The 24,202-nt window shown below is 72.7% G+C and carries 22 protein-coding genes; 4 read left to right on the top strand and 18 right to left on the bottom strand.

The window, feature by feature from the left end:
• Window positions 1-23: 23 nt before the first annotated feature.
• The 9 genes from IE332_RS20240 to IE332_RS20200 form a co-directional block, all read right to left on the bottom strand.
• Entirely contained in the window at window positions 24-1,295 is a 1,272-nt protein-coding gene (locus tag IE332_RS20240) for a hypothetical protein (protein WP_189918317.1), read from the bottom strand.
• A gap of 138 nt (window positions 1,296-1,433) precedes the next feature.
• Window positions 1,434-2,276 (bottom strand): ABC transporter permease, encoded by an 843-nt coding sequence (locus tag IE332_RS20235; protein ID WP_189918315.1) that lies wholly within the window; start codon window positions 2,274-2,276, stop codon window positions 1,434-1,436.
• Window positions 2,277-2,280: 4 nt separating this feature from the next.
• The gene (locus IE332_RS20230) at window positions 2,281-3,069 is read right to left on the bottom strand and encodes an ABC transporter permease (protein WP_189918313.1); all 789 of its coding nucleotides are present in this window, start codon (window positions 3,067-3,069) and stop codon (window positions 2,281-2,283) included.
• On the bottom strand, window positions 3,066-4,013 hold the full coding sequence (locus tag IE332_RS20225; RefSeq protein WP_189918311.1) for an ABC transporter ATP-binding protein: 948 nt from the start codon (window positions 4,011-4,013) through the stop codon (window positions 3,066-3,068). The genes IE332_RS20230 and IE332_RS20225 overlap by 4 nt, the downstream gene beginning before the upstream one ends.
• Entirely contained in the window at window positions 4,000-5,358 is a 1,359-nt protein-coding gene (locus IE332_RS20220; RefSeq protein WP_189918309.1) for a metallopeptidase TldD-related protein, read from the bottom strand. The genes IE332_RS20225 and IE332_RS20220 overlap by 14 nt, the downstream gene beginning before the upstream one ends.
• Entirely contained in the window at window positions 5,355-6,671 is a 1,317-nt protein-coding gene (locus IE332_RS20215; protein ID WP_189918307.1) for a TldD/PmbA family protein, read from the bottom strand. The genes IE332_RS20220 and IE332_RS20215 overlap by 4 nt, the downstream gene beginning before the upstream one ends.
• A gap of 134 nt (window positions 6,672-6,805) precedes the next feature.
• On the bottom strand, window positions 6,806-7,906 hold the full coding sequence (locus IE332_RS20210) for a PqqD family peptide modification chaperone (RefSeq protein WP_189918305.1): 1,101 nt from the start codon (window positions 7,904-7,906) through the stop codon (window positions 6,806-6,808).
• A gap of 61 nt (window positions 7,907-7,967) precedes the next feature.
• On the bottom strand, window positions 7,968-8,156 hold the full coding sequence (locus IE332_RS20205; RefSeq protein WP_189918303.1) for a hypothetical protein: 189 nt from the start codon (window positions 8,154-8,156) through the stop codon (window positions 7,968-7,970).
• Window positions 8,157-8,711: 555 nt separating this feature from the next.
• Window positions 8,712-10,802 (bottom strand): MDR family MFS transporter, encoded by a 2,091-nt coding sequence (locus tag IE332_RS20200; protein WP_189918301.1) that lies wholly within the window; start codon window positions 10,800-10,802, stop codon window positions 8,712-8,714.
• 347 nt (window positions 10,803-11,149) lie between these two features.
• On the opposite strand from IE332_RS20200, the gene IE332_RS20195 reads away from it, so the two are divergent.
• A complete protein-coding gene (locus IE332_RS20195) occupies window positions 11,150-12,298 on the top strand; it encodes a peptidoglycan-binding domain-containing protein (RefSeq protein ID WP_189918300.1) in 1,149 nt (382 codons plus the stop codon).
• A 123-nt stretch (window positions 12,299-12,421) separates the two neighbouring features.
• Here the strand turns inward: IE332_RS20195 and IE332_RS20190 are convergent, their stop codons facing one another.
• The 4 genes from IE332_RS20190 to IE332_RS20175 form a co-directional block, all read right to left on the bottom strand.
• The gene (locus tag IE332_RS20190; RefSeq protein WP_189918499.1) at window positions 12,422-13,009 is read right to left on the bottom strand and encodes a TMEM165/GDT1 family protein; all 588 of its coding nucleotides are present in this window, start codon (window positions 13,007-13,009) and stop codon (window positions 12,422-12,424) included.
• 204 nt (window positions 13,010-13,213) lie between these two features.
• A complete protein-coding gene (locus IE332_RS20185; RefSeq protein WP_189918497.1) occupies window positions 13,214-13,990 on the bottom strand; it encodes an ABC transporter permease in 777 nt (258 codons plus the stop codon).
• Window positions 13,990-15,615 (bottom strand): dolichyl-phosphate-mannose--protein mannosyltransferase, encoded by a 1,626-nt coding sequence (locus tag IE332_RS20180; RefSeq protein ID WP_189918291.1) that lies wholly within the window; start codon window positions 15,613-15,615, stop codon window positions 13,990-13,992. The genes IE332_RS20185 and IE332_RS20180 overlap by 1 nt, the downstream gene beginning before the upstream one ends.
• Before the next feature lie 171 nt (window positions 15,616-15,786).
• Entirely contained in the window at window positions 15,787-17,091 is a 1,305-nt protein-coding gene (locus tag IE332_RS20175) for an MFS transporter (protein ID WP_229928739.1), read from the bottom strand.
• A gap of 145 nt (window positions 17,092-17,236) precedes the next feature.
• Here IE332_RS20175 and IE332_RS20170 point away from each other — a divergent pair, with 145 nt between their 5' ends.
• Both IE332_RS20170 and IE332_RS20165 read left to right on the top strand, forming a co-directional pair.
• On the top strand, window positions 17,237-17,818 hold the full coding sequence (locus IE332_RS20170; protein WP_189918279.1) for a MarR family winged helix-turn-helix transcriptional regulator: 582 nt from the start codon (window positions 17,237-17,239) through the stop codon (window positions 17,816-17,818).
• 112 nt (window positions 17,819-17,930) lie between these two features.
• Window positions 17,931-18,443 carry a hypothetical protein gene (locus IE332_RS20165; RefSeq protein WP_189918277.1) on the top strand — a complete coding sequence of 171 codons (513 nt, stop codon included), beginning with the start codon at window positions 17,931-17,933 and terminating at the stop codon, window positions 18,441-18,443.
• Between the two features lie 108 nt (window positions 18,444-18,551).
• Here IE332_RS20165 and IE332_RS20160 read toward each other — a convergent pair whose 3' ends face one another.
• From IE332_RS20160 to IE332_RS20150, 3 genes are all read right to left on the bottom strand, one after another.
• Complete coding sequence (locus IE332_RS20160) at window positions 18,552-20,369, bottom strand: glycosyl hydrolase family 18 protein (RefSeq protein ID WP_189918275.1); 1,818 nt, start codon at window positions 20,367-20,369, stop codon at window positions 18,552-18,554.
• A gap of 291 nt (window positions 20,370-20,660) precedes the next feature.
• Window positions 20,661-21,386, bottom strand: a complete 726-nt coding sequence (locus tag IE332_RS20155) for an FxLYD domain-containing protein (RefSeq protein ID WP_229928738.1) — start codon at window positions 21,384-21,386, stop codon at window positions 20,661-20,663.
• Window positions 21,387-21,597: 211 nt separating this feature from the next.
• The gene (locus IE332_RS20150; protein WP_189918273.1) at window positions 21,598-22,158 is read right to left on the bottom strand and encodes a DoxX family protein; all 561 of its coding nucleotides are present in this window, start codon (window positions 22,156-22,158) and stop codon (window positions 21,598-21,600) included.
• A gap of 262 nt (window positions 22,159-22,420) precedes the next feature.
• Here IE332_RS20150 and IE332_RS20145 point away from each other — a divergent pair, with 262 nt between their 5' ends.
• Complete coding sequence (locus IE332_RS20145; protein WP_189918271.1) at window positions 22,421-23,053, top strand: MarC family protein; 633 nt, start codon at window positions 22,421-22,423, stop codon at window positions 23,051-23,053.
• Window positions 23,054-23,113: 60 nt separating this feature from the next.
• Here the strand turns inward: IE332_RS20145 and IE332_RS20140 are convergent, their stop codons facing one another.
• The gene (locus tag IE332_RS20140; RefSeq protein WP_189918269.1) at window positions 23,114-23,653 is read right to left on the bottom strand and encodes an NADPH-dependent FMN reductase; all 540 of its coding nucleotides are present in this window, start codon (window positions 23,651-23,653) and stop codon (window positions 23,114-23,116) included.
• A gap of 79 nt (window positions 23,654-23,732) precedes the next feature.
• Complete coding sequence (locus IE332_RS20135) at window positions 23,733-24,167, bottom strand: Lrp/AsnC family transcriptional regulator (protein WP_189918261.1); 435 nt, start codon at window positions 24,165-24,167, stop codon at window positions 23,733-23,735.
• Window positions 24,168-24,202: the final 35 nt, after the last annotated feature.

Genomic DNA, 24,202 nt, shown 5'->3' with positions numbered 1-24,202 from the left:
GCTGCCCCTCCCTCGCGCGTCCGTCAGATCAGCGCGAAGCGCTGCCGCTCGGCGTCGACGTAGCAGCCCTTGCGGTGCTGCTCGGCGGCGAGGTCGAGCTCCGGGAAGAAGGTGCGGTAGGCGGTGAAGGCCACCAGGTGCCAGATGTCGGTCTCGGGGATGCCGAGGCCGCGCACGTTGGCGATCTGCTGGTCGATCGGCTGGGTGCCGGCCGCGACGACGCCCTTGTCCTGGTACCAGAGGTTGCTGCCGGGCTCCATGTGGAGGTCCTGGCCGGCCAGCCGCGCGGTGTCGCTGCGGTCGGTCATCAGCATCATGTTCTGCGGGCCGACGATCTCGATCGCGCGCTTGGCGATCGCGAAGTCCACGTGCTCGCCGTCGAAGTTGAGGCACGCGGCGATCCGGCCCTGGTGCGCCGCCCGCATGATCGCGGCCGGCACCGGGCCCACCTGCTCGTGCAGGTCGGCGAGGTTCCAGGACGGCAGGTCGTAGCTCGCCAGCAGCGCGTCGCGGGTGGCGCGGGCCTTGGAGGTGCGGAACGCGTGCTTGATCAGCAGCGGCATCTCGTTGAACAGGTGGTCGGTGACGACCCGGACGCCGCCGTGCGGGCAGTCCGCGGCCTCGGCGGCCGACAGCACCAGCTCGACGCAGTCGGCGCCCAGCTGCGGGTCCTCCTTGGCGAAGTGGCCGAGCGCCGGGCGGATGCCCTGCTCCACCAGCCGGTTGACGATCCACTCCAGCGACGGGTGGTCCGGGGTGAACTGCGCGGCGAGGTAGGAGCTCGACTGCAGCGCGTCCGGCGACAGCATGATGTAGACGAGGCCCAGCGGGCCGCAGCTCGCCAGCTTGTCCCACTCCTCCTTGGAGGGCGCCCACACCGAGGAGGCCGGGGTGCCGCCGAAGCTGGCGACCAGCGGGCCCTCCAGGGCGATGGCCGGGACGAACGGCAGCTGGCCGTCCGCCTTCAGCGCCGCGAAGCCCTTCATGAACTCGACGAAGCCGTCGAGCCGCTCCTGGCGCAGGTACAGCGTGGGGATGCAGAGCAGGCCCTCGGCGGCCGCGGCCTTGTCGACGGCGTAGAGGTCGATCTCGTCGAAGTTCGAGAAGTCGACGTCGCCGATGCCGTGGCAGTGCACCTCGACCGGCAGGGCCGGGACGACGTACGGGGCGCCGGCCGGGGCCGGGGCGGTGCCGAGCGACCCGCGGATGATCAGGCCGTCGTTCCGGGTGACCGTGGTCTCGAACGCGCCGCGCGGGTCGATCCAAGCGCCGGCCGATCCATTGAAAGTACTCATGCCAGATCTGCTTCTCTCTCTTACGAGCCCGCGGGCCTGTGAGCCGCGGACTTCGAGCTTTCGAGCGTGTGTGTGTCCGAGCGCGTGCGCTCGCGGGCGTACGTGCTCGCGGGCCGGGTGCTCGCGGGCGTGCGCGGGCTAGCCGAGCTCGGTCCGGAACGCGGCGCGGCGCACCGCGGCGTACATCAGGACCGAGCTGGCCGCGAACCAGCAGACGCCGACGAGCAGTTCGCCCCACAGCTGGGACGTGGCCCAGGGCGCTCCGGCGAGTTCGTCACCGACGACGTTCATCACGTGGGTGAGCGGCATGACGTCGCTCACCGGCTGGAGGAAGCCCGGCAGCTTCGCCCGGGGCACCAGGGTCCCGGAGAGGACCATCAGCACCAGTTCGGCCGTGTTCGGGCCGACGAACAGGTCCTCGACGACCAGGGCCAGCGCGGAGAGCGAGAGGCCGAAGCCGAAGGTCGTCACCACGCCGAGGGCCAGCAGGCCGGCGAACAGCGGCAGGCCGACCGGCATCGTCCCGTACAGCAGGCAGCACACCAGGTAGGTGCAGAGCCCGCCGACGAAGCCGTCCACGACGTGCGGCACCGCCCGCAGGCAGGCCGACCGCAGCTTGCCCTGCGGCGAGGCCAGCCAGATCCCGAGGGTCCCGAAGGAGCGTTCGTTGCCGATGGACAGCGCCATGCCGTAGACGACGGCCCCGGCACCCGCCAGCAGGCTGCTGCCGACCAGCATCCGTCCGGCGCCGGCCCCGTAGTGGGTGGACAGCGAGGTGAAGGCGATGGCCATGCCGATCGGCCGGACGATCCGCGAGCTCAGGTACCCGAGCGGGTTCAGCCAGGTGAACAGCGCGCGGTAGGAGAGCATCGCCTCCCGCAGCAGAGACCTGACGTCCGCCCGGGAGCGGACGGCCGGCCCGGCCGCGGTGTCCCCGGCCGCCGTGGTGTTGTCGACGGCCCTGAGGTTGTCGGTTGGCATCGGTTCACGCCTCCAGGGGCAGGGCCTGGCGGCGGGCCATGTTCTCCAGCCGCCGGACCGCGAGTACGACGAGGCCGCTGAAGACCACGGTGAGCGCCGCCGCCCAGAGCACCTCCGCGGTGCCGCCGCCGCGCACCCACGCCATGACGTGGGACTGCGGCAGCACCAGGGCGAGCTTCTGCACCGGCCCGGGCAGGGCGGACTGCGGCACGATCAGCGCGCTGAGCGCCATCACCAGGCCGGTCAGCCCGTTGGTCATGCCCGCCGAGTACGGGTAGCGGAGCACCGCGAAGCCGAGCAGGCCGACCACCGAGGCGGTCGAGAAGGCCAGCAGGACGCCGCCGGCCAGCCAGCGCGCCCAGTCGAAGCCGCCGTCGACCCCGAACAGCAGGGCGAGGATGACCAGCGTGCCCGGCAGCGCGGTGAGCGACTGCACGGCCGTCCCGGCGAGCCGGCCGAGCACCACCGGGACGAGTCCGCCCGGGCTGCCGAGCGCCGCGTACAGGGTCTTCCACTGCTTCTCGCCGAGCAGGCTGATGACCACCAGGACGATGATCGAGTCGAGCATGCCGACGCCGGCCGAGCCGACCGCGAGGTCGCTGGTGGCGTTGCGGTCCGAGGCGCTGCTGTGCACCACGAAGGCGAACACGCAGGGCATCGCGAGCGCGGAGAACACCGCCATCGGGCTGGACGCGTGCATCCGCAGCTGGTCGGCCAGCGACCGGAGCAGGGTCGAGGCGCCCGGCAGCCGGGGCTGCTCCAGGCCGGTCCGGTCCGTCGTCAGCCCGCTCACGACGCCGCCACCAGGTCGAGGAAGACCTCTTCGAGGGTCGGCGGGGTGACCGAGACGCTGGTGGTCCGGCCGGGGAAGGTCTTGAGGATCCACTCCACCGAGGCCGCGCCGTCCGTGACCCGCAGTGTCACCGTGCCGCCGTCGCGCTCCTCGCCGAGGATGCCGGGGCAGTGCTCCAGCTCGGCCGGCACCCGGCCGTCGGCGAACGCCACGTTCACCACGTGGCCGAGCCGGTCGGCGGCGGCCAGCCGCAGGTCGGCGGCGGTGGACTCGGTGCGGATCCGGCCGCCCATCATCAGGACGATCCGGTCGCTCAGCTCCTCGGCCTCGCGCATGTCGTGCGTGGTCAGCAGGATGCTGCGGCCCTCGCCGGTCAGCCGGGCGACCAGCGCGCGCATCGAGGCCGCGGACTGCGGGTCGAGGCCGGCCGACGGCTCGTCCAGGATCAGCACCGCCGGGTCGTGGAGCAGCGCCCGGGCCAGGTGCAGCCGCTGCTTCATGCCGCGCGAGAAGGAGCCGACGGCGTCCTTCGCCCGGTCGGCGAGGTCCACCTCCTCCAGCAGCCGGGCGGCGCGCCGCTCCAGCCGGTCGCCGCGCAGGCCGTACATCATCCCGAAGAAGCTCAGGTTCTGCTGGGCCGTCAGCCGCGGGTACAGCCCGGTGTCGCCGCCGAGGCTGAATCCGCAGGCCAGCGCGGCACGACGGCGCTGGCGCACCATGTCGTACCCGCCGACGGTGATCGAGCCGGAGGTCGGCAGCAGCAGGCCGGTCAGCATCCGGACCGTGGTGGTCTTGCCGGCGCCGTTCGGGCCGAGGACGGAGACCAGTTCGCCGGGCCGCACCACGAGGTCGACGCCGTCGACCGCCTTGCGCACCGAGCCGTCGCGGCCGGCGAACTCCCGGCACAACCCGGTGGCCCGCAGGCCCTTCTCAGCTGAGCTCATCGGTTCCTCGACTCCTCGACGTCAGTCGCGACAGGTTCATCGCGAGATAGGCACCACCGACCGAGAAGACCCCGGGGAAGTACGAGACGGTCTCGCCGACCTCGGTCAGCGCGGCGAGGAGGTCGATCGCCTCGCCCTCCACCGTCATCGGCCGCAGCGGCTCCTGCGGCACACCGTCCACCGCGCGGACCGCCAGCAGCCGGAACGCCAGCTGGCCGCCGGAGCGGAACTCCTCGACGCCCAGCGTCCGGGCGTCCACCACCACCAGGCGCTCGCCCGCGAGCAGCGCACCGCCGGCCGTGGTCGGCGCCAGGTGGACGTTGTTGGCGGCGAGCTGCGGGAAGTTCTTGAGCGGGTTCCACCAGGCGTGACCGGTCAGCTTCGGCTCCGCGCCGTCGCCGCCGACCGCCGCCTTGCGGGTGGCGACCGCCCGCTGGACACCGGCCGCGGTGATGAGCTCGGTACGGCCGGTCGGCGTCCCCTCGCAGTCGAAGGCCTTGGCGCCGTAGCCGGCCGCGAGCCCGTCGTCGATCAGCGCGGTGCGCAGCGGCAGGGCCCGGGTCACCGGGTTGAGCAGGACGGTGCTGACGATCGCGCGCAGCAGCTGGGCGGCGGCGCCCGGGGTGAACACCACCTCGTTGCCGAGGAGTTCGCGCTCGTCGCCGCTCGGCGTGCCCATCCCGGCGGCGGTCAGGGCGAGTTCGGTGCCGAGGCCGGCCGGGTCGAGCTTCGCCAGGTCCTGGGCGTAGCGGGTCACCGAGGCGATCCGGCCGCTGCGCTCGTCCGCGGCGACGGCGGTGAGCTCGACGCCGTAGCACCGGCTCCACCGGCGCCGGCCGCCACTGGTGGAGTGCACCGATTCGCCTAGCACGTCGGCGAGTTGGAGACCCTGGACGGTCTGGCCGGGGCGCAGTCCGGTGGCGACGGCTTCGGTCAGCCGGGCCGTCTCGGGGGCGGCGGCCGCCAGGTCGAGCCGGGAGTCGGTGGACTCCCAGCCCTCGCCGTCGGCGTTCACCGGGGTGTGCAGCTCCGCGCGCTCGCGGGCCGGCAGCGGGCTGCCCGCCGGGAACAGCGGCCGGCCCGTGGCGAGCAGCGCCGGGGCGCCAGCGGCGGCCAACTCATGGGCGTTGAGGTACAGTTCGCGCCCGCCGCGGCCGAGGCGGACGAAGCCGCCGAAGGTGCCGTCCTCGATGTAGAGCCGCTTCCTGCCCGCCGCGTCGACCACCAGGCGGCGCCGGGCGGTGCGGTCCAGGAAGGTGGCGGCGTGCTCACCGGGTTCGAGCGCGTCCTCGACCGCGGCCGCGACCGCCAGCCCGGCCTCCGCCCGGAGTTCCAACTCCCTCATGCCGCGCTCCAATCCAGGGCGGAGTAGCGGATCGACGGCGAGAACAGGCCGATGCCCACCATCTGGTTCTGCTTGCCGCAGGTGATGCTGTCGCCGCCGAAGTCCGAGCCGATGCCCTCCATCCGCGCCAGGGTCTCCAGCGCGTCGCCGACCAGGCTCACGTCGCGGGCCGGCACCCGGTGGCCGTCGGGCGTGATGTACACGCAGTTCAGGGCCGCGAAGGAGAACTCGCCGGTGGCGAGGTTGATCATTCCGGCGCCCAGGCAGCCGACGTACAGCACGCCGGTGCCCGCGCCGTGCAGCAGCGCGACCGGGTCCTCCGTGCCGGGCGGCACCACGGTGTTGCTGGCCCGGGGCAGGGCGAGCTCGCGGTAGTCGGTGCGCCGGCCGTTGCCGGTCGGGGTGTAGCCGTGGCGCTGGGCCGCGCGGACGGAGGTGATCGGCGCGCCGAGTTCCCCGTTCGCGAGGAGGGTGGTGACGCCGCCCGCGACGCCCTCGTCGTCGATGGCGTAGGAGCCGTAGCCGTCCGGCAGCGTCGCGTCGTCCCGCACGGTCAGCATCGCCGGGACGGCGCCCGGCTTGCGCAGACCGGCGACGTAGTCGCTGCGCATGGCGAAGTTGTCGCCCTCCAGGGCGTGGCCGACCAGCTCGTGCAGGAAGCCGCAGGCCGCGGAGGGCCCGAAGACCACCGGGGTGCGGTACCGGCCGGTGACGGCGGCCCGGGAGGAGTCCACCGCGTGGGCGAGCGCCACCCGGGACTCGGTGTGGGCGGCCGCCCGGTCGGGGTCGGCGGGGCCGCGCTCCAGCCAGCGGTTGAGGCCCCGGTAGCGGGCGCCGTCGACGACCACCGTCGCCTCCATCCGGCGGCGCACGATCCGATCGGCCGAGGCCGCCCGGACACCGTCGGTGTCGACCACGGCGACGGCTCGGGCGGTGAAGTCCTCCATCGTCCGCAGCGAGTGGGCCGTACCGGCGTCCGGGACCAGCCACTCCCCGGCCGGGACCGGCGTGAAGTCGGGCACGCCCGGTCCGGGCCAGGCCGGCCGCTCCCCCGCCGCACCCGCGGCCGGGTCCAACCAGCCCGGCAGGCCGCCGAGTTCGGCGGGTGCCAGGGACCGCTGACGCCAGCGGTCACCCTGGCGCACCATGCACCCGATGCCCTCGCGCGGCTCCACGCAGGTCGCCAGCACCTCGCCGTCGAGGCACTCCACCCGGACCTGGAGGGTGCGCTCCGCGAAGACCTGCACGTAGTCCGCGGAACCCTTCAGGCCGTCGAGCGCCCACTGCGCCAGCTCCAGGAGGTCCCCGGTCACCCGATCTTCCGATCCGGCCCCACTCATCGCCTCACCCAATACCCGTGTCGAACCTTGCTGTTGACGCGCGCCGGCCGAAGCCGACCGGCCGGCGCGCCGTCGGACGGCCCGGTCGGACCGGGCCGAGGAGGTCGTCAGACCGTGCTGAGGACGGCGAACGGCTCGGTCCCCACGAGCTCCCGCTCCTGCAGCGACGCGAGGATCTTCGTCACCCGCTCCGCGGTGAGCGCCTTGAGCACCGGCACCCGCTCGGCCAGCTGCTCGACCGCCGCGACGACCTGCTCCGGCCGTCGGCCGTCGCACAGTGCCCAGACGAAGGCGGCCGGGTCGCGCAGCAGCAGCTGGCGGCGCAGCTCCCAGTGCAGCAGGACGCCGTCGCTCTGCCGCAGCACGTTGTACGAGGGGTTGCGCCACAGGCCGCCCTCGGCGCCGGTGGGCGTCCACGAGGGCCAGGCGTCGAGGGCGACGCCCTGACCGCCGAGCAGCTGGCTCGCGGCCACGCAGGTCTGGACGAAGAAGATCAGGCGCTCGGCCTCGCCGATGCCCTTGTCGACCCAGGTGCCGCGCTGGTAGTCGACGAAGGTCTCCATCGGGAAGCCCTCGACGGGATTGCGGGCCAGCTGCTTGTAGACCCACTTCTTGCTGTAGTAGAGGTCGCCCGAGGCGGCCGTCATGGCCTTGCCCGCGTACGCCACCAGCTCCTGGCCGACCAGCGCGGCGGTGGCCACGTCGCCGTCGGCGCTGGCACCGAGGAAGTCCTCGAAGTGGCCGTTGATCGCGATGGCGGAGTAGTTGACGGAAACCTGGCGGATCGCCGGGACGGAGGCCTCGATCCGCTTCTTCAGCTCGGTGAGCACCGGTGAGTCCACCACGATCTCCGAGGTGTACAGCCGGCAGACGAAGTCGAGCTTGGAAGGCAGTTTGTGCAGGTCGGTCAGATTGTCCCGGCGGAGCTCGAACGAGGTGACCTCGCCGACGGCCTCCTCGACGAAGGCCAGCGTGTACCGTTCGACGTCGACCCGATGCCCGTCGACGTTGTACTGGGAGACGTCGTCGAAATCCTCCTCGTTCCGGTACAGAACGAAAAGGTCGGCGTCACTGGTGGGATTACCGAGCCCCGCGGTGAGACTACCCGCGATGTAGATGGAGTCGATCTCCCCGTTGTTGTTCTCGGCGAGCACGCGGGCGAGCTTGCGGGCCGCTTCCATCTTCTCATCGATAATCGACGATGCCACGCTCGAATAATCCCTTCCGATGATGTGGCGGGGGCCGGAAAGGCCCCCGCCACGGCCTTCATCAAATGTTCGCGATGTTGGCGATGTTGGCAATGTTGCCGATGTTGGCGATGTTGCCAATGTTCGCAATGTTGCCGATGTTACCGATGTTGCCAATGTTGCCGATGTTGGCGACGTTGGCCGCGTTGTCGGAGTCCGACTCGAACTCGACGATGTCGTCCTCGACCTCGATGACGTCCAGGTTCTCCATTTCGCACCTCCTCACACAAGCTCGTCGCCCCGGATCGGGGCGGGACTCCAGGCCGGCGAGCGCAGGCCTGTGATCGGCCGCGCCACCGCAGCGCGAAGGCATGCGGGGGCACGGCCGAAACCTAGGGAGGAAATTCAGAAATTACGCCGCAGGGCGGGTCCGCCGCTGTTGCGGCGACCGCTTTCAGCCGCGCGGTGAAATCCGGGAGGGAACCAGGGCGAGCCGCCTGGAAAATGGTGCGAAGCCGCGCATGAAAGATCCCCGTTCCCCGTTTGCCCCCCACCGGCACTTCAGGCGGTGGGCACTTCCCCGTTGCTCCGTCTCATTCAGAGCTCGTTCAACTTAACGATCACTTGAGGACATGTCAACGGCCTTCGAACAAAGGAATCCGGGAAAATCCTGGGAATGATATCGGGACTTGTCCCCCCCTTTACCCTCTCACCACTCACGTCCGATTTTGTCCGGAACATGCGGATCGGGGCGATGCCGAACCGGGCCCTCCGGACGTGATGACGCCCAGTCAGTTCACGTGGTGGAGACATGACTTGGCGACGATCAGAACGATCGTCCCTCGCCCCGGTACGGCGGCTCCGGCCCGACCGGGTCGGGGCGGTCCCGTCGGTCGGCGCACAGGGTCGAACTGAGCCTGGTGAGCAGCTCGGCGAGGTCCGCGTACCGGTTCTCGTCCCAGTCCCCCAGCAGCTCGGAGAGCTGGGTGCGCCGGGCCGCGACCAGCCGCAGCGCCGCCTCCTCCCCCGGTTCGGTGAGCCGCAGCGGCAGCCCGCCGGTCCGCGCGGCCAGCCCCCGGCCCTCGACCTCCCGGACGGCCTCCTCGACGACGGCGACCGGCACGATCCGCCGCTCGGCCAGCTCCGCCGGCTCGACCGAGCCGTGCTGGTGCATCTGCAGGAGCAGCCAGCTGGAGGCGGGCAGCAGGTCGAGCCCGGCGGTCGCGGTGATCCGGCGGAAGAGGTCGCGCCGGGCGTCGCGGCTGCTCAGCACCGAGAGCGCGCGGGCGATCTCGTCCAGGGAGGTGCGCTCGACCGGGTTCAGCCCGATGGACTCGCTCAGGTCCGGCGCGGTGACGGTGGAGCGCAGTGTCTGCTCGCGCAGGAAGAGCGACAGCACGAAGGCGACCACCGCGACCGGCACCGCGTACAGGAAGACCCTGGTGATCGACTCGGCGTACGCGTGGTAGATCCCGGGCTGGACGGCGGCGGGCAGCCGGGGGATGACCCTCGGGTCGGCGGTGACGGTCTCGGGCCGGAACCCGGGCGGCAGTGGCACCCCCGCCAGGGCCTCGGCGAGCCGGTCCCGCAGCCCGCTCGCGAAGACCGTCCCGAAGATGGAGACGCCGAAGGAGGCCCCGATGGAGCGGAAGAAGGTCGCGCCCGCGGTGGCGACGCCGAGGTCCTCGTAGCCCACCGAGTTCTGCACGATCAGCACCAGCACCTGCATCACCAGGCCCAGGCCGAGGCCGAAGACCAGGAAGTAGCCGCTCATCTCGGCCGTGCCGCTGTGCTCGTCCAGCCGGGAGAGCAGCAGCAGCCCGACGGTCGTCAGGGCCGTCCCGGCGATCGGGAACACCCGGTAGTGGCCGGTGCGGGCGACGATCTGGCCGGAGCCGATCGAGGTGACCAGCATCCCCAGCACCATCGGCAGCATGTGGATGCCGGACATGGTGGGCGAGACCTGCACGACCACCTGGAGAAAGGTCGGCAGGTAGGTGAGCGCGCCGAACATCGCGAAGCCGATCACGAAGGAGATCACCGCGACCAGGCTGAAGGTCCGTGAGCGGAACAGCCGCAGCGGCAGCACCGGTTCCGCCGCCGACCGCTCCACCTCCACGAAGGCGAGCAGCAGGACCAGCCCGAGCACCCCGAGGCCGACGATCTGCCAGGAGGACCAGGCCCAGGTGGTGCCGCCGAGCGAGGTCATCAGCACCAGACAGGTGGCGACGGCCGCGATCAGGGCGGTGCCGGGGTAGTCGATCCGGTGCTCGCGCCGCACCTCCCGCCCGTGCAGCACCGCGGCGATCACCAGCAGGGCGACGACGCCGACCGGCAGGTTGACGTAGAAGACCCAGCGCCAGCTGAGGTGGTCGACGAACAGCCCGCCGAGCAGCGGTCCGAGGACGCTGGTGACGCCGAAGACGGCGCCGAACAGGCCCTGGTAGCGGCCGCGGTCCCGGGGCGGGACGAGGTCGCCGACGATCGCCTGGGAGAGCACCATCAGTCCGCCGCCGCCCAGGCCCTGCAAGGCCCGGAAGGCGATCAGTCCGCCCATGTCCTGCGCGACCCCGCAGAGCACCGAGCCGAGCAGGAAGATCACGATGGAGGCCTGGAAGAAGCGCTTCCGGCCGTACATGTCGCCGAGCTTGCCCCAGAGCGGGGTCGCGGCCGTGGAGGCCAGCATGTAGGCGGTGACCACCCAGGAGAGGTGCTCGAGGCCGCCGAGGTCGCTGACGATCGTGGGCAGCGCGGTGGAGACGATGGTCTGGTCGAGGGCGGCGAGCAGCATCGCCAGCAGCAGGGCCCCGATCGGCACCCAGAGCCTGGGGACGGCGACCGCCGGAGGACCGGGCGCGCCGGTCGGGCCGGGTTCGCCGGTCGGGCCGCGGTCGGACGCGGCGGCCGGATCCGTCATGGCGTCTCCGTGGGCATGGCGTCTCCGTAGGGGTCGCGGGCCCCGGCTGCCGGGTCCGTGCGGATGATCACTCCCAGCTCACCATGCTGGCAGATTCGTCCCGTTTTGTTCCTTCGGGTTGAGCCGAACGTAAGCACCGGGGACATCCGGGGCCGCCCGGCCGTTCTCCGGGGAGCCAACCGGCACCAACCGGCACAACCCTCCCGCTGGGAGCCGGACAGCCCTGTGCACCCTCCTGGCCGTCCTGCATAATCAGGCGCGATCCTGCGCCCGGGCCCCGCCCGGAGCCGCCCGGAGCCGCCCGAAACCGTCCACCAGAACGACCCGAAACCGAGGAGGACCGGCCGATGCCGGACCAGCACTGCCCGACGTGCGGCACCGCGCGCTCGACCGGGTGCGGCTGCGTCCCGGACCCGAGCCTCACCGAGACCGCCGTCCTCCCCCACGTCGAGGGCCCGCCACTGGTCCGCCCCTATGTGCCGCAGACCGCGGACCAGGTGGCCGAGGAACCGTCGGCGCACACCCCGGTCGTGGACCCGTTCGCGACCGCCGTGCTGCCGCCGGTCGCCCCCGGCCGGCCGCCCGTCGCCCCCGGGCGGCCGCCGCTCGGCCCGGACGCGGACGCGTACGCCACCACCGTGCTGCCGCCCGTCCCGCTCGGACAGGCCCCGCTCCGGCCGGACGCCGACGCCTACGCCACCACCGTGCTGCCCCCGGTGCCGCCCTCCGGGCCGGGCGCCTACGCGGCCCCGCGGCCGCCGGCCCCCGACGGGTACGGCGCCGGGGGCGAGATCGGCGTCTTCCCCTTCGACAACGCCCCGGCCGGGCCCGCTCCGGAGGCCACCGGCGGCCGGGCCGCGCGCCGGGCGGCCGAACAGGGCGCCAGGAGCCCGCTGGCCGAGCGCAAGGGGCTGCTGGTCGGGATCGGCGCCGCGCTGGTGGCGCTCACCATCGGCGTCGCGTACGCCGTGACGCCCTCCTCCGACCCGCAGACCCGGCAGGCGCAGCCGCTGCCGACCACCACCCTGGTGCCCGCGCCGGTGGACCCGGTCCCGTCGGCGGTGCCCACCGCGACCACGCCCGCGCCGAGCAGCGAGGCGCCGAGCCCCTCCGCGACGCCCACCCGCAAGCCGACGCCGACGAAGACCCCCACCCCGACGCCGACGCCCACCCCCACTCCGACACCCACGCCCACCCCGACCGCCACCCCCACGCCGACGCCCACCCCGACCCCCACGCCGACGCCGACGCCGACCGCCGCGCCCACACCGCGCGTGCTGCAGATCGGGATGACCGGGCCGGACGTCAAGGACCTGCAGCAGCGCCTGTACGCGGCCGAGTGCGGATTCGTCGACAGGTCGATCATCACCGGCACCTTCGACTACTGGACCCGGTCGGTGCTCAGCAGCTACCAGAAGGAGAACCGGATCAAGGGCGAGGACGGCGTCTACGGCCCGAAGACCCAGACCGTGCTCGCCGCCGACCCGGGCTGCTGACCTTCCGACCCGGGCTGCTGACCTTCCGGCCCGGGCCGCTGACCTTCCGCCCCCGGACACGCGAACGGGCGGCGCCCGCACCGGCGGACGCCGCCCGTCGCTCGCGACATGGAGCCCCGGCCGTCAGCCGGTGATCGCCCCGACGATGCTGACGCCCGCCAGCACCACCATGATCGACGCGGCCACCCGGACGATCAGCTTCATCGGCACGTGCTTGAGCAACTTCTGCCCGCCCACGATGGCGACCCCGCCGACCGCGCAGAGCGCCAGCCAGGAGCCGATGCCGACGGCCAGCGGGTCGGCGTACTTGGCGGCCAGGTTGGCGGTCATGATCTGCGTCAGGTCACCGAACTCGGCGATCGCGACGACCACGAAGCTGGCCCCGGCGACCTTCCAGAAGCTGTTCGAGGACGGCTCCTTGGCCGCGTGCCCGTCCTCGTCCCCGCCGCCGTGGAACAGCAGCATCGCCGCGCCGGCCAGGAACAGCGCACCGGTGACGCCCTCCACCCAGCGGTGCGGCAGCAGCGACAGCAGGTGCCCGGCGGCGAGCGCGATGCCCACCTGGAGGGCGAAGGCGGCGGCGATGCCCGCGAAGACGTAGCTCGCCCGGTACTTGGTGCCGAGCACCAGGCTGGCCAGCGCGGTCTTGTCCGGCAGTTCGGCCAGGAAGATGATGCCGAAGGTCAACACGGCAACGGAGAAACTCATCAGGGGGGGGCTTCCTCGGTCGGGCTGCCGGACCTCCGCAGCTCCGTCAGGGGACGCTTCGGCCCGACAGCACTGGTCATGGTCACAGCACTGCGGCCGAAGGTCTCGCCGACAACGCTCTGCGAGCGGTGCCCCGGGCGCCGGGCCCCTGGGGGCCAGTATGTCGACGGTCCGGTGGAGGGCTACTCCCCTTCAACGTCCCCAAGCCTACCGGACGACGTCGAACGACCCGACCGTCACCCGTCCCCGGCCCACCAGTTCCAGCACCACCACGATCGCCACCGACTCCACCGCCAGCAACCCGACCAGCACGAACAGCTGGACCGCCCCCGCCTGGACCGGCGAGGCCCCGCCGATCAGCATCCCGACGAAAGCCCCCGGCAGGGTGACCAGCCCGACCGTACGGGTCTGGTCCAGGGCCGGGACGAGCGAGGTCGCCGCGGCCGTCCGGCAGATCTCCAGCCGTGCCTCGCGCTCCTCGAAGCCGAGCGCCAGCGCCGCCTCCACCTCCCCGCGCCGCTGCTGCAACTCGTCCAGGGCGCGGCGCCCGGCCAGCGAGGTCGCGGTGAGCGCGCCGCCGATCAGGATGCCCGCGACCGGGATGACGGACAGGCCCTTCGCCGGCAGCAGCCCGACGCCCAGCAGCAGGGCGAGCACCGGCAGCACCCCGGCCCCGATCGGCGCCGCCGCCCAGACCCAGCCCGGCCCCGGCGTCATCCGCCGCCCGGCGGTGCGCACCGCCACCGAGAACATCACCAGCACGAACAGCGCCGACCACCAGAGCGAACCGACCACCCAGGTGATCACCGCCGCGACGGCCGCCAGCTGCGCCACCGCCCGCAACCCGGCCCGCAGCACCGCGTGCCCGTGGCCGAGCAGCCCCCGCCCGGCCACCGCCACGGCGGCCAGCAGCAGGACGGCGGTGACCACCCCGAGCAGCGGGGTGACCGGCAGCAGCTGCGCGCCGGACGCCGCAAGATCCATCAGATCCAGCTGGTGAACCACATCCGGTCCTGCCAGGACGACATCGGGATCACCTCCGCCGTGTACAGCGGGTAGAAGAAGGCGAAGCAGCCGACGATCGCCAGTACGACCGCCCCGGCCCCGATCGCGCCGATCCGGCGGCGCCCTCGACTGCAGCCCGCCGGGCCGAGCATCGCGCCGAGCATCTGGGCCACGGCCAGGCACAGGAACGGCACCAGCACGACCATGTAGAAGGAGAAGATCGTCCGCTCCTGGTACCGGAACCAGGGCAGGTAGATCCCGGCCACCGCGCACAGCACCGCGCCCGAGCGCCAGTCCCGCCGGAAGAACCAGCGCCACAGCAGGTAGACCAGCGCGAAGCAGGCCGCCCACCACAGGAACGGCGTGCCCAGGCCCAGGATCTGCGCCGAGCAGCCGCCGGGGGAGGTGCAGCCGCGGCTGCCGTTCGGGACCTGCTCCCAGTACATGGAGACCGGGCGGCCGTCGACCAGCCAGGCGAAGGGGTTGGACTGGTAGGTGTGCGGGGTGCTCAGACCGGTGTTGAAGTCGTACATCTGCGAGTGGTAGTGCCAGAGGCTGCGCAGCGGCCCCGGCACCCAGCTCATCGACACCTGCGGCAGCGGGAGGCCGAGGAGGCTGTCCGGGGAGAGCCCGGCGCGGCCGTCGGCCCAGTGCCGGTCGTACCCGCCCTCGCCGTTGCCTCCGCTGAGCAGCCAGCCGCCCCAGGAGCCGACGTACACCACCAGGGCGGAGCCGACCATGGCGAGCAGGGCGGGCCCGGCGTCCCGGCGGAGCACCGAGCGCCAGGGGCGGCGGGCGCCGGCCCCACGGCGGCCGGACTGGTCCCAGAGCACGGTCAGGACGCCGAAGGCGGCGAGGACCGGGGCGCCGTTCCACTTGACCGCGCAGGCGGCACCGATGAACACCCCGGCCGCGATCCGCCAGGGGCGCCACCCGAGCCGCACCCGGTCGGGGTTCCCGCCGGCCGCCACCCCGGTCGCCAGCCGGGCGCGGGCGTGGTCGCGGTCGATCAGCAGGCTGCCGAAGGAGGCCAGGACGAAGAACATCTGGATGCCGTCGAGCAGCCCGACCCGGCTCATCACCAGCTGCAGGCCGTCCACCGACATCAGCAGGGCCGCGGTGCAGCCGACCAGCGTGGAGCCGAAGAGCTGGCGGCCGATCCGGGCCAGCATCAGGACGGTGACGGTGCCGAGCAGGGCGGTCATGAACCGCCAGCCGAAGGGGTGCAGACCGAACAGCTGCTCGCCGATCGCCATCACCCATTTGCCGAGCGGCGGGTGCGCAACGAACTCCGGCGCGGAGCCGAGCGGGACGGACTGCGGGACGGCCAGGATGTCGGCGTTGGCGTGGTCGGGCCAGCTGCCCTCGTAGCCCTGCCGCAGCAGCGACCAGGCGTCCTTGGGGTAGTACGTCTCGTCGAAGACGAAGGCCTTGGGGTAGCCGAGGTGCCAGAACCGCAGCAGACCGGCGAAGAGCGCGACCGCGATCGGCCCGAGCCAGCCGGAGCGGTCGGCCGCCCAGCGGACCGGGCCCCCGCGCGGGGCTGGTGCGGGGGCGGCGGGGGCCGGGGCCGCCGGGGGGTGCGTGAGCGCCGCTTGCGTCATTGCCTCGCCGATTTCGCCTGTCTGCTCTGCCCGGCACCCGGCGTCGCGGCCGGATCCGGGCGGTCAACAGCCACTGACACTATGTGGCGGTGGTCGTGAAGCCAAGCGCGACGGGCGCCGACCAGGTGACCCGGTCGGCGCCCGTTTCGAACGCTTTTGCGCACCCCTGCGCTACGCGGCGGTCTGCAGCTCCCGGACCGGGACGGTACGGACCACGACCGGCGCGGCATTGTCCTGCTCCGGCGTGAGGTGCGGACGCAGCCGCAGCGCCAGCATGACGATCAGCAGCGTCGAACCGGCCATCGCCGCCAGGTAGAGCGGCCAGGTGCCGGAGCCGACCAGCAGCACGCCGACGGCCGGGCCGACCGCGATCGCGATCTGCTTCACCAGGGCGTACCCGGCGTTGTAGGTGCCGAGCAGCCGGGCCGGGGCGAGGTCCGCCACGATCGGGCCCATGGTGGGCGCGAGCAGCGACTCGCCGACGCCGAAGAGGGCGTAGATCGAGACGATGGCGACCGTGGCGGCCATGGTCTCGGTCCGGATCAGACCGGCCACCAGGGCCATCGCCCAGGCACCGAGCCAGACCAGCCCGGCCGCGGCCATCGCGGTGGTGCGGCGGCGGCGCGCGGTGATCCGCACCATGAACATCTGCAGCACCACGATGGTCAGCGCGTTGGCGCCGATCGCGAGGCCCAGGGTGGAGGGCGCGGTGCCGACGGTGTCGGTGGCGAAGGCCGCGACACCGGACTCGAACTGGCCGTAGCAGGTGAAGAAGATCAGGCCGGCGAGCAGGCAGAGCCGCAGCATCGCCTTGTCGGCGACCAGGGCGCGCAGACCGGTCGGACCGTCGTTCTTGCCGTGGACGACGCTCAGCTGGACCCGCGGCATCCGGGCGGTGCCGGTGACCAGCGCCAGGCCGAGGAAGGTCACCGCCTCGATGGTGAACAGCCGGGTGAGGCTGGCCGGGTCCGCGACGTTCACGATCTGCCCGCCGACCAGCGCGCCGATGCCCATGCCCAGGTTGACCAGGGTGAACTGCAGCGCGAAGGCGTGCGAGCGGGTGGCCGGCGTCGAGCAGCGGACGATCATCGTGGCGAGCGCCGGCTGGCAGGTGGTGACACCCGCGCCGAACAGGAAGGAGGAGACCAGCAGGGCCGGGGTGTCGGTGGCGTGGCCGAAGGCGAACGCGCCGGTGGCGGCGAGCGCCGTACCGGCCAGCAGCACCGGACGGGGACCGTACCGGTCGATGCCGCGCCCGGTGAACGGCAGCACGGCCAGGGCCGCCAGCGCGAAGACGGTGAACACCATCCCGGCCGCCAGCGAGCCCAGCCCGCGCACCTGGTCCACGTACACGAACATGTACGGCATCGTGAACCCGCTGCCGAACGCGCTGAGCGCGTTGCCGATCTGGACGCGGCGCAGCCGGCTGCCCGCCCCACGTCGCTGCTGCCCCTGCTGCTTCACCGTGCCGGTCACCGTGCACATCCCTTCCGAGGTTTCGACTGGATACTCTTAAGTCCAGAAGATTTCAGAGCTAAAGTCTGTCGAGATAAAGTCTTAGCACCGGAAGGCTGCGGAGTCAAAGGCTTAAGGAGTGCACCCTCGTGCGACACTGGTCCGCATGACTACGGACAAGCCGGCGCCGGCTGCCGACAAGCCCGCCCCGGCCACCCCCCTGGAACTCGGCATCGCCGAGCAGGTGGCCCTCTACCAGCGGGAGTTCCCCATGGTGGACCCCCAGGTGGAGACCATCGTGCAGACCCTCAACCGGGTCTCCCGGCGGATGGGCGTGGCGTACGACCGCCAGCTGACCGTGCTCGGAATCACGTCCGCCGAGTGGGAGGTGCTCAAGGCCCTGGTGGTCTCCGGCAGCCCGTACCGGCTGGGTCCGAGCGAGCTGGCCAAGCGGCTCGGGCTGACCCCGGCGGCGATGACCCACCGGATCGACCGGATGGTGGCCGACGGCCTGGTCACCCGGGAGCGGGACGAGTCCAACCGGGTCCGGGTGATCATCGAGCTGACCGAGGCCGGCCGCGACAAGTGGCTGGAGTCGATGCGGATGGCGGCGGTCTTCGAGGAGGAGCTGCTCCAGGACGTCGTGGGCGAGGAGCGCACCGCGCTCGCCGCCCTGCTGGCCCGGATGCTCCGCCGGATCGAGGAGAGCCGCCCGGACGCCCCGGGGCGGACCGCCGACCTGGGCTGAGCACGGGCGAGGACTCCAGGTCCACGGAATCCCATTGGCATCAGGCCTTTCATATGCCAATCTGCGTGGCGCTATAAGACCACTGAGATTCCGTTACCGATGGGCCTTCACCATGCCGCTCAAGCGCACCTCCGCCCTGCTCGCCACCGTCATCGTGGCCGGGCTCGGGCTCACCGCCTGCAACAACGACAGCTCGTCCACGGCCGCCCCGAGCAGCGCCGCGGCCACCACCCCGGCCGCCGCCCCCGCCTCCTCCGCCCCGGCGGCCGCCCCGAGCGCCTCGCAGCCGGCGGCCGCTCCGGCCACCACCCCGGCCGCCCCTGCGGCAGGCGGGGCCGTGCCCACCAACGCGGTCGTCGGCGGCAAGACCAGGCCCGCCGACCTGCCCGCCGACATCCCGCTCCCCCCGGGGAAGATCACCCTGGTCAACGGCGCGGCCGGCGCCTACATCATCACCTGCGAGGCCACCGCCGGCGACTACGCCAAGTACGAGGCGGCGCTCAAGGCCGCCGGTTTCGAGGTGACGTCCGCGGGCAACGGTTCGGGCCTCGCCGAGAAGGGCGAGAGCAACCTGGTGATCACCAGCTCGGCGACCACGATCACGGTCACCTACGCCAAGATCTGAGCGGCCGGACACGACGGGCGGCCCCGGACGAGATCGTGCTCGTCCGGGGCCGCCCGCGTTCGGCGCGAGGGTCCGCCAGGCCCCTCGGTGGTTCGGTGGTGCGGTCGGTCAGCAGGGGCCGTTGTCGGTCCAGACGCCCCACTGGCCGCTCAGGCTCGGGTCCTCGCCCTTGGTCCACCACTTGTTGGTGTAGTAGTGGCCCTTCCACGAGACCTTGGTGCCACCGGCCGCGTAGGTGGTGTTGGCGTCCCAGCTCGGGGCGGCCGAGCAGGTGGCCGGCGTGGTCGGGGTGCCGGTCGGGGTGCCGGTCGGGGTGCCCGTGGGCGTGCCGGTCGGGGTGCCGGTGGGGGTGCCGGTCGGCGTCTGGGTCGGGGTCGGGGTGCCGGTCGGCGGGGCCGGGCACCCGGCGGCGGAGCCGTTGGTGGCGGTCACCATCGTGTCGAACAGGGCGGTCTTGGTGCCCAGGTCGTACATCGAGAAGGCGAAGGAGCCGCCGAGGCCGTTGCAGTGCGCGTAGTCGAGCTTGGCCTGGATCGACTTGGCGTCCTCACCGCTCCAGAAGGTGGTGCCGTCGTAGAAGTACGTGGCCTTGGCCTCGTCGTCCCAGAAGGTCTTCGCCGGGTTGTCGACGAAGCCCGCGAGCTCCTTGTACATCTGGATGCCGGGGACGTTGCCGGACATCGCGGCACCGGCCGCGGGGCTGGCGGCGGGCTGGAAGAGGCCGTGCTTGCCGTTGTCCTTCACGCCGGTCCAGCCGCGGTAGTAGAACGGCACGCCCATGTTGATCTTGTTGGCGGGGAAGCCGCCGGGGATGCCGTACTCCGCGTCGCCGACCGTCCAGGCCTTGATGGCGTTGTCGATCGAGTACTTGCCGTTGCCCGGCTTGGCCGGGGTCGACGGGTCGCCCGGGGCGGAGTAGAGCGGCGCCTGGTGGTTGGTCGGACCCTGCGCGTCCCAACCGCCGTGCATGTCGTAGGTCATGACGTCGAGGAAGGTCAGGTACTGGCCGACCTTGTCGGTCTCGACGTTCATGATCTTGTCCTGGCCGGCGCCGACCGCCGCCGACAGGGCGTAGGTCTTGCCGTCGGCCTTGCCCTGCGCGTCCAGCTGGGTGCGGAACTCCTTCAGCAGGGCCGTGAAGTTCTGCTTGTCGGCCGGGCTGGAGAGGTTGCCGGCGTGGCCGCCGCCGCCCGGGTACTCCCAGTCGATGTCGACGCCGTCGAAGACGCCGGCCGCCGTGCCCGGGCCGCCGTAGCCGGCCTCCGAGGGCAGGTTGCCCTTGATGAACATGTCGAGACAGGAGGAGACCAGGTGCTTGCGCGAGGCGTCCGTCGCGGCCGCCGCCGAGAAGAACTTGGAGTAGGTCCAACCGCCCAGCGAGATCAGGACCTTGAGCTTGGGGTTCTTCGCCTTCAGCTTCTTCAGCTGGTTGAAGTTGCCCGCGATCGGCTGGTTCCAGACGTCGCCGACGCCGTCGACCGAGATGTCCGCGCCGAAGCTCTTCTGGTAGTCGGCGAACGCGTCGCCCGCGCCGTCGCCCGCGTTGGGGTTGTTGTCGTTCGTGTCGGCGGCCTTGGTGGCCTCGAAACACCCGAGGTCGGTCGGGTGGATGTTGGCGAAGTCGTAGATCAGGTAGTCCAGCTTCCCGGCCGCGCCGGTGTCCTGGATCGTCTTCGGGTAGTACCCGTTCGCGTAGATCGACCACTGGTCGAAGTAGGCGACCTTGATGCCGCCGCTGGTGGCGGGCGCCCCGGTGGAGTTGGTGGTCGCGGCGTTGGCCGCGCCGCCGCCGGACAGCGCGAGGCCCGCGCCGAGCAGCAGGGAGGCGGTGGTGCCGGCCGCGACGGCGGCCAGGCTCTTCGGGCGGCGTCGGCGGCCGCCCTGCGGAGCCGGGGTCCCGGCCCTTTCAATGCGTGAGCGCAGCATGGGTGCGTGACTCCTGGTTGTGGGGGTCCCCGCCACCGCCCCGGGGGCGCGCGTCCGGGGTGGGGCCGGACGACCGGGACATGACAGGAATGGGTGGGGAATCGTGCGGGATCAGGCCATGACGGACACCGGGATGTGCCGAACCGGCGCCGGCGGCACGAGGCCGTCGGCGCCGGTTCAGGGGCTCCCTGCACCTGGGCAATAAAAATGGACTAGACCAACTCGCCCGTCAAGGGGTCCCGTTGGGCCTTGAGCCCCGCTTAAGGTTCCGCTCCCGTGCTGAGCTGCGCGTCAGTACCGGACGGCGTTCGCCACCTCGGCCTTGACCGTGCCCGACAGGTCCCGGTTGCCGTGCGCGGTGGCCTGGGCGCTCTGCCCGGCCATCACGTCCTGGACGGTCACCGCGGTCGCGTCGAGGACCTTGCCCGAGCCGTCGGTGAAGTTCACCTGGATCACGTACCGGTACGACTGCTGGCCGTGGTTGGTGACGGTCAGCTGTACCTGCGGTTTGCCGTCCGAGCCGGTGGTCACCTCCCCGGCGGCCACGTCCGCCTTGGCGTCCAGCCCGCCCTTGACCCCGGCCAGGGCCGAGGCGGCGTCGGACACCGCCGCCGAGGCCTGCGCCTCGACCGAGGCCAGCGCGGACCCCGCCCCGCCGGCCACCGAGGCCAGCGCCGACCCGGCCCCGCCCGCCGCCGAGGCCAGCGCCGAGGCGGCCGAGGCGGCCGCGCCCGCACCCTTCTCCACCGCGGACGCCGCCTGGGAGGCCACACTGCTCGCGGACTTGCCCGAGGAGCAGCCCGCCAGCACCGCGAAGCCCAGCAGGGCGGCGCTCACCACCCAGGCCACCGAACGCCGTCGACCGCGCAGCGGGGGCGCGTCCAGGTCCTGCGCGGTGACCCTGGGGCCCGGGGCGGCGACCCTCGGGCCCGCCGTCGAGCTCGGGCCCGCTGTCGCGCTCGGCGCGGTGGCCGTTCGGCTCGGGGCGGTGGCCCGGGTGAGCGGCTGGCGGTCCATGCGGTCCCTCGTTTCCGGTCGGCCGGTCTGCGGTCGGTGGTCTGCGGTCCGTGGTCTGCGGTCGGCGCCGGGCTGCCCGGCACGCCTCCCCGCCCACGTTCCGAGCGCCCGGAAGCAGCCGCCAGCAGGACTGCTGCCTCCGGGTGACGCCACCGACCGCGGACCGCGGACCGGCCGACCGCGGGCCGCGGACCCGGCTCCCCGGGCCCTGTCAGGACAGCCCCGACCCCTCCTGCTCGTCCGCCTCCACCGCGGCCCGCTCCTCGCGCAGCCGCACCACGTGCCGACGGCGCGCCACCACGCCGTACGCCCCGGCCGCGCTCGCCACGAAGGTGAACAGGCCGACCCAGGGACGGTCGAAGACGTGGCCGGTCGCGTGGTCCAGCGAGTACCGCCCGGCCCCGGCCAGGCCGATCGCCAGCCCGGTCGCGCCGAGGAAGGCCGGGTACTCGTAGCCCCCGGACATCGCGAAGAAGCCGGCCGGGGCGTGCACCGCCACCGCGCCCGCCATCGTCCCGGCCACCACCGCGCCGGCCGCCGGGGTGGCCAGTCCGGCCACCAGCAGCGCCCCGCCGCCCGCCTCGCCGAGGCCGGCCGCGATGGCGCTCTGCCGGGCCGGGTGGAAGCCCATGTGGTCCATGGCCTGGGTGGTGCCCTCCAGGCCGCCGCCCCCGAACCAGCCGAACAGCTTCTGGGTGCCGTGCGCGATCAGCACCCCGCCGACCGCGCTGCGCAGGGCCAGCAGGCCCAGGTCCTTACGGTTCAGGCACATGTCGCATCCTCGATTCCACGGCGTGGTCCCCGCCGGTGGCGGCGCCGGTGGTCGTGCCGGTGGGGCCCGCCGGCGTGGCGGTCCTGTCTCCATAGCAACCGAGACCGTCCACCCGTTCGAGCCGGGGCCGCCATCCGGGCGAATTCGTCGGCGATCGGGAATGAACCGGGAGACTCGCCACGGCCCCGGGGAGACGGACACCACGCCGGTCGCGGGGCGTGGCGGGTCGGCCGTCCGGGGCCCCGAGGTCATGCTGGGCGGCATGTTCGTCTTCAACCTGAGCAGCGCGTTCATCACCTTCTTCGCCGTGGTCGGACCGCCGAAGACCCTGCTGGCCTTCGCCCGGCTGGCGACCACCCGCAGCACCCGGGAACTGCGGCGGCTGGCGGCCTGGAGCACGGTCATCTCGGCGGTGATCGGCCTGGTGCTCGGATTCTCGGCGGACCAGGTGACCAGCCTGTTCCACATCAGCGACCAGTCGCTCCAGCTCGCCGGCGGTCTGATCTTCTTCGTCTACGCGGTCGCCCTGGTCTTCGGCGTCCACCTCGGGGGCGAGGCCGAGGAGGACGAGCACCTGCCCAACCCGCTGGTGGACGGAATCCGCGAGCTGCTGCTGCCGTACATCGCCAGCCCGCTCGCGGTGACGGCCGTCCTGGTCGCCTCGCTCAACCGGGACGGCCTGGCCTGGAAGGCGACCGTCGCCGGGGCGTACGCGGCCGTCACGGTGATCAACTACGTCTGCGTGGCCCTGCTCGCACCGCTGATGCGGCGCACCCACCGGACCTCGCTGGAGGTGCTCTCCCGGCTGCTCGGGCTGCTGCTGGCGGCGGTCGGCGTGGAGCTGTTCCTGGAGGGCCTGGCCGGGCTCGGGGTGCCCCTGCCCTCGGCGCACTGAGCCCGCCGCGCCACGGCCGGTCGTCGGCCGGACGGCGGCCGGGCCCCGCTCAGGCCCCGCTCAGGCCGCCGCCAGCTTCGCCAGCACCTCGCCGATCCGCTCGCGCACCAGCGGATCGGCGACCAGCCCGTCCGGGCCGACCGCCCCGCGCTCCAGCGGGATCCGCGCACAGGCCGCGTCCACCACGGCCGCGCCGGTGTAGCCGAGGACGGTGCGCAGGGTGGCCTCGGCGCCCCCGCCGCGCCCCGGGCCGGCGGCGTTGATCCAGGCGGTGGGCTTGTCCGAGATCTCCACCCCGCCGACCGTCCAGTCCAGCAGGTTCTTGAACGAGCCCGGCAGCGTCCCGGCGTACTCGGGCGTGCAGACCAGCAGCGCGTCGGCCGCCTCGATCGCGGCCCGCAGCCCGGCCACCGGCTCCGGCAGCGGATCGGTGTCGTGGTCCGGGTTGAAGTGCGGCAGCCCGGCCAGCCCGGTGTAGTAGGTGGTCCGCAGGCCGGGGGTGGCGGCGGCCACGGCGGCCGCGGTGCGCAGCACGGTCTCGTTGGTGGAGCCGGCCCGCAGGCTCCCCGGCAGCAGCAGGATGTGGCGCTCGTTCGACATGGGCCGGAACCTACTCCTTGACGTCCGCGTCAAGGCCAGCGGGCCGCCGCCCGCCCTCCCGACTCTCCCGCCCTCCCGGTCAGCGCGGCGCCAGCGGCCGCCAGGGCACCGGACTGGAGAGGATCATCGAGCTGGACGGCTGGCCGTACGCGCCGAGCCGGTCGCACAGCGCCTCGAACTCGGCCATCGTCGGCACCGCGACCAGCAGCACGCAGCAGGCCCCGCCGGTGACCCGGTGCAGCTGGAGCACCTCGGGCCAGGTCGCCACCTCGGGGTCGCGCAGCAGGCAGCGCGGGCCGTAGCACTGGATCTGCACCAGCGCGGTGATCGGCAGCCCGGCCCGGGTGGGGTCCACGTGGGCGTGGTAGCCGCTGATCACCCCGTCGGCTTCCAGGCGGCGGACCCGTTCGGCCACCGCGGGTGCGGACAGGCTCACCCGGCGGGAGAGTTCGTTGTACGAGAGCCGGGCATCGGCCTGCAGCTCGGCCAGCAGGCGGCGGTCGACGGCGTCCATGGCGGCTCCCCGGGGTGTTCGGATCAAGGGATTTT

This window comes from Kitasatospora xanthocidica, from assembly GCF_014656195.1.
Taxonomy (GTDB): Bacteria; Actinomycetota; Actinomycetes; order Streptomycetales; family Streptomycetaceae; genus Kitasatospora; species Kitasatospora xanthocidica.
The sequence above is the reverse complement of the archived record's forward strand: the minus strand, read 5'-3'. Positions and strand labels throughout refer to the sequence as shown.

Coding starts and splice junctions, on each gene's coding strand:
- IE332_RS20240 (WP_189918317.1), bottom strand. CDS start 1,295: ATGAGTACTTTCAATGGATCGGCCGGCGCTTGGATCGACCCGCGCGGC.
- IE332_RS20235 (WP_189918315.1), bottom strand. CDS start 2,276: ATGCCAACCGACAACCTCAGGGCCGTCGACAACACCACGGCGGCCGGG.
- IE332_RS20225 (WP_189918311.1), bottom strand. CDS start 4,013: ATGAGCTCAGCTGAGAAGGGCCTGCGGGCCACCGGGTTGTGCCGGGAG.
- IE332_RS20220 (WP_189918309.1), bottom strand. CDS start 5,358: ATGAGGGAGTTGGAACTCCGGGCGGAGGCCGGGCTGGCGGTCGCGGCC.
- IE332_RS20205 (WP_189918303.1), bottom strand. CDS start 8,156: ATGGAGAACCTGGACGTCATCGAGGTCGAGGACGACATCGTCGAGTTC.
- IE332_RS20200 (WP_189918301.1), bottom strand. CDS start 10,802: ATGACGGATCCGGCCGCCGCGTCCGACCGCGGCCCGACCGGCGAACCC.
- IE332_RS20195 (WP_189918300.1), top strand. CDS start 11,150: ATGCCGGACCAGCACTGCCCGACGTGCGGCACCGCGCGCTCGACCGGG.
- IE332_RS20185 (WP_189918497.1), bottom strand. CDS start 13,990: ATGGATCTTGCGGCGTCCGGCGCGCAGCTGCTGCCGGTCACCCCGCTG.
- IE332_RS20180 (WP_189918291.1), bottom strand. CDS start 15,615: ATGACGCAAGCGGCGCTCACGCACCCCCCGGCGGCCCCGGCCCCCGCC.
- IE332_RS20170 (WP_189918279.1), top strand. CDS start 17,237: ATGACTACGGACAAGCCGGCGCCGGCTGCCGACAAGCCCGCCCCGGCC.
- IE332_RS20165 (WP_189918277.1), top strand. CDS start 17,931: ATGCCGCTCAAGCGCACCTCCGCCCTGCTCGCCACCGTCATCGTGGCC.
- IE332_RS20160 (WP_189918275.1), bottom strand. CDS start 20,369: ATGCTGCGCTCACGCATTGAAAGGGCCGGGACCCCGGCTCCGCAGGGC.
- IE332_RS20155 (WP_229928738.1), bottom strand. CDS start 21,386: ATGGACCGCCAGCCGCTCACCCGGGCCACCGCCCCGAGCCGAACGGCC.
- IE332_RS20150 (WP_189918273.1), bottom strand. CDS start 22,158: ATGTGCCTGAACCGTAAGGACCTGGGCCTGCTGGCCCTGCGCAGCGCG.
- IE332_RS20145 (WP_189918271.1), top strand. CDS start 22,421: ATGTTCGTCTTCAACCTGAGCAGCGCGTTCATCACCTTCTTCGCCGTG.
- IE332_RS20140 (WP_189918269.1), bottom strand. CDS start 23,653: ATGTCGAACGAGCGCCACATCCTGCTGCTGCCGGGGAGCCTGCGGGCC.
- IE332_RS20135 (WP_189918261.1), bottom strand. CDS start 24,167: ATGGACGCCGTCGACCGCCGCCTGCTGGCCGAGCTGCAGGCCGATGCC.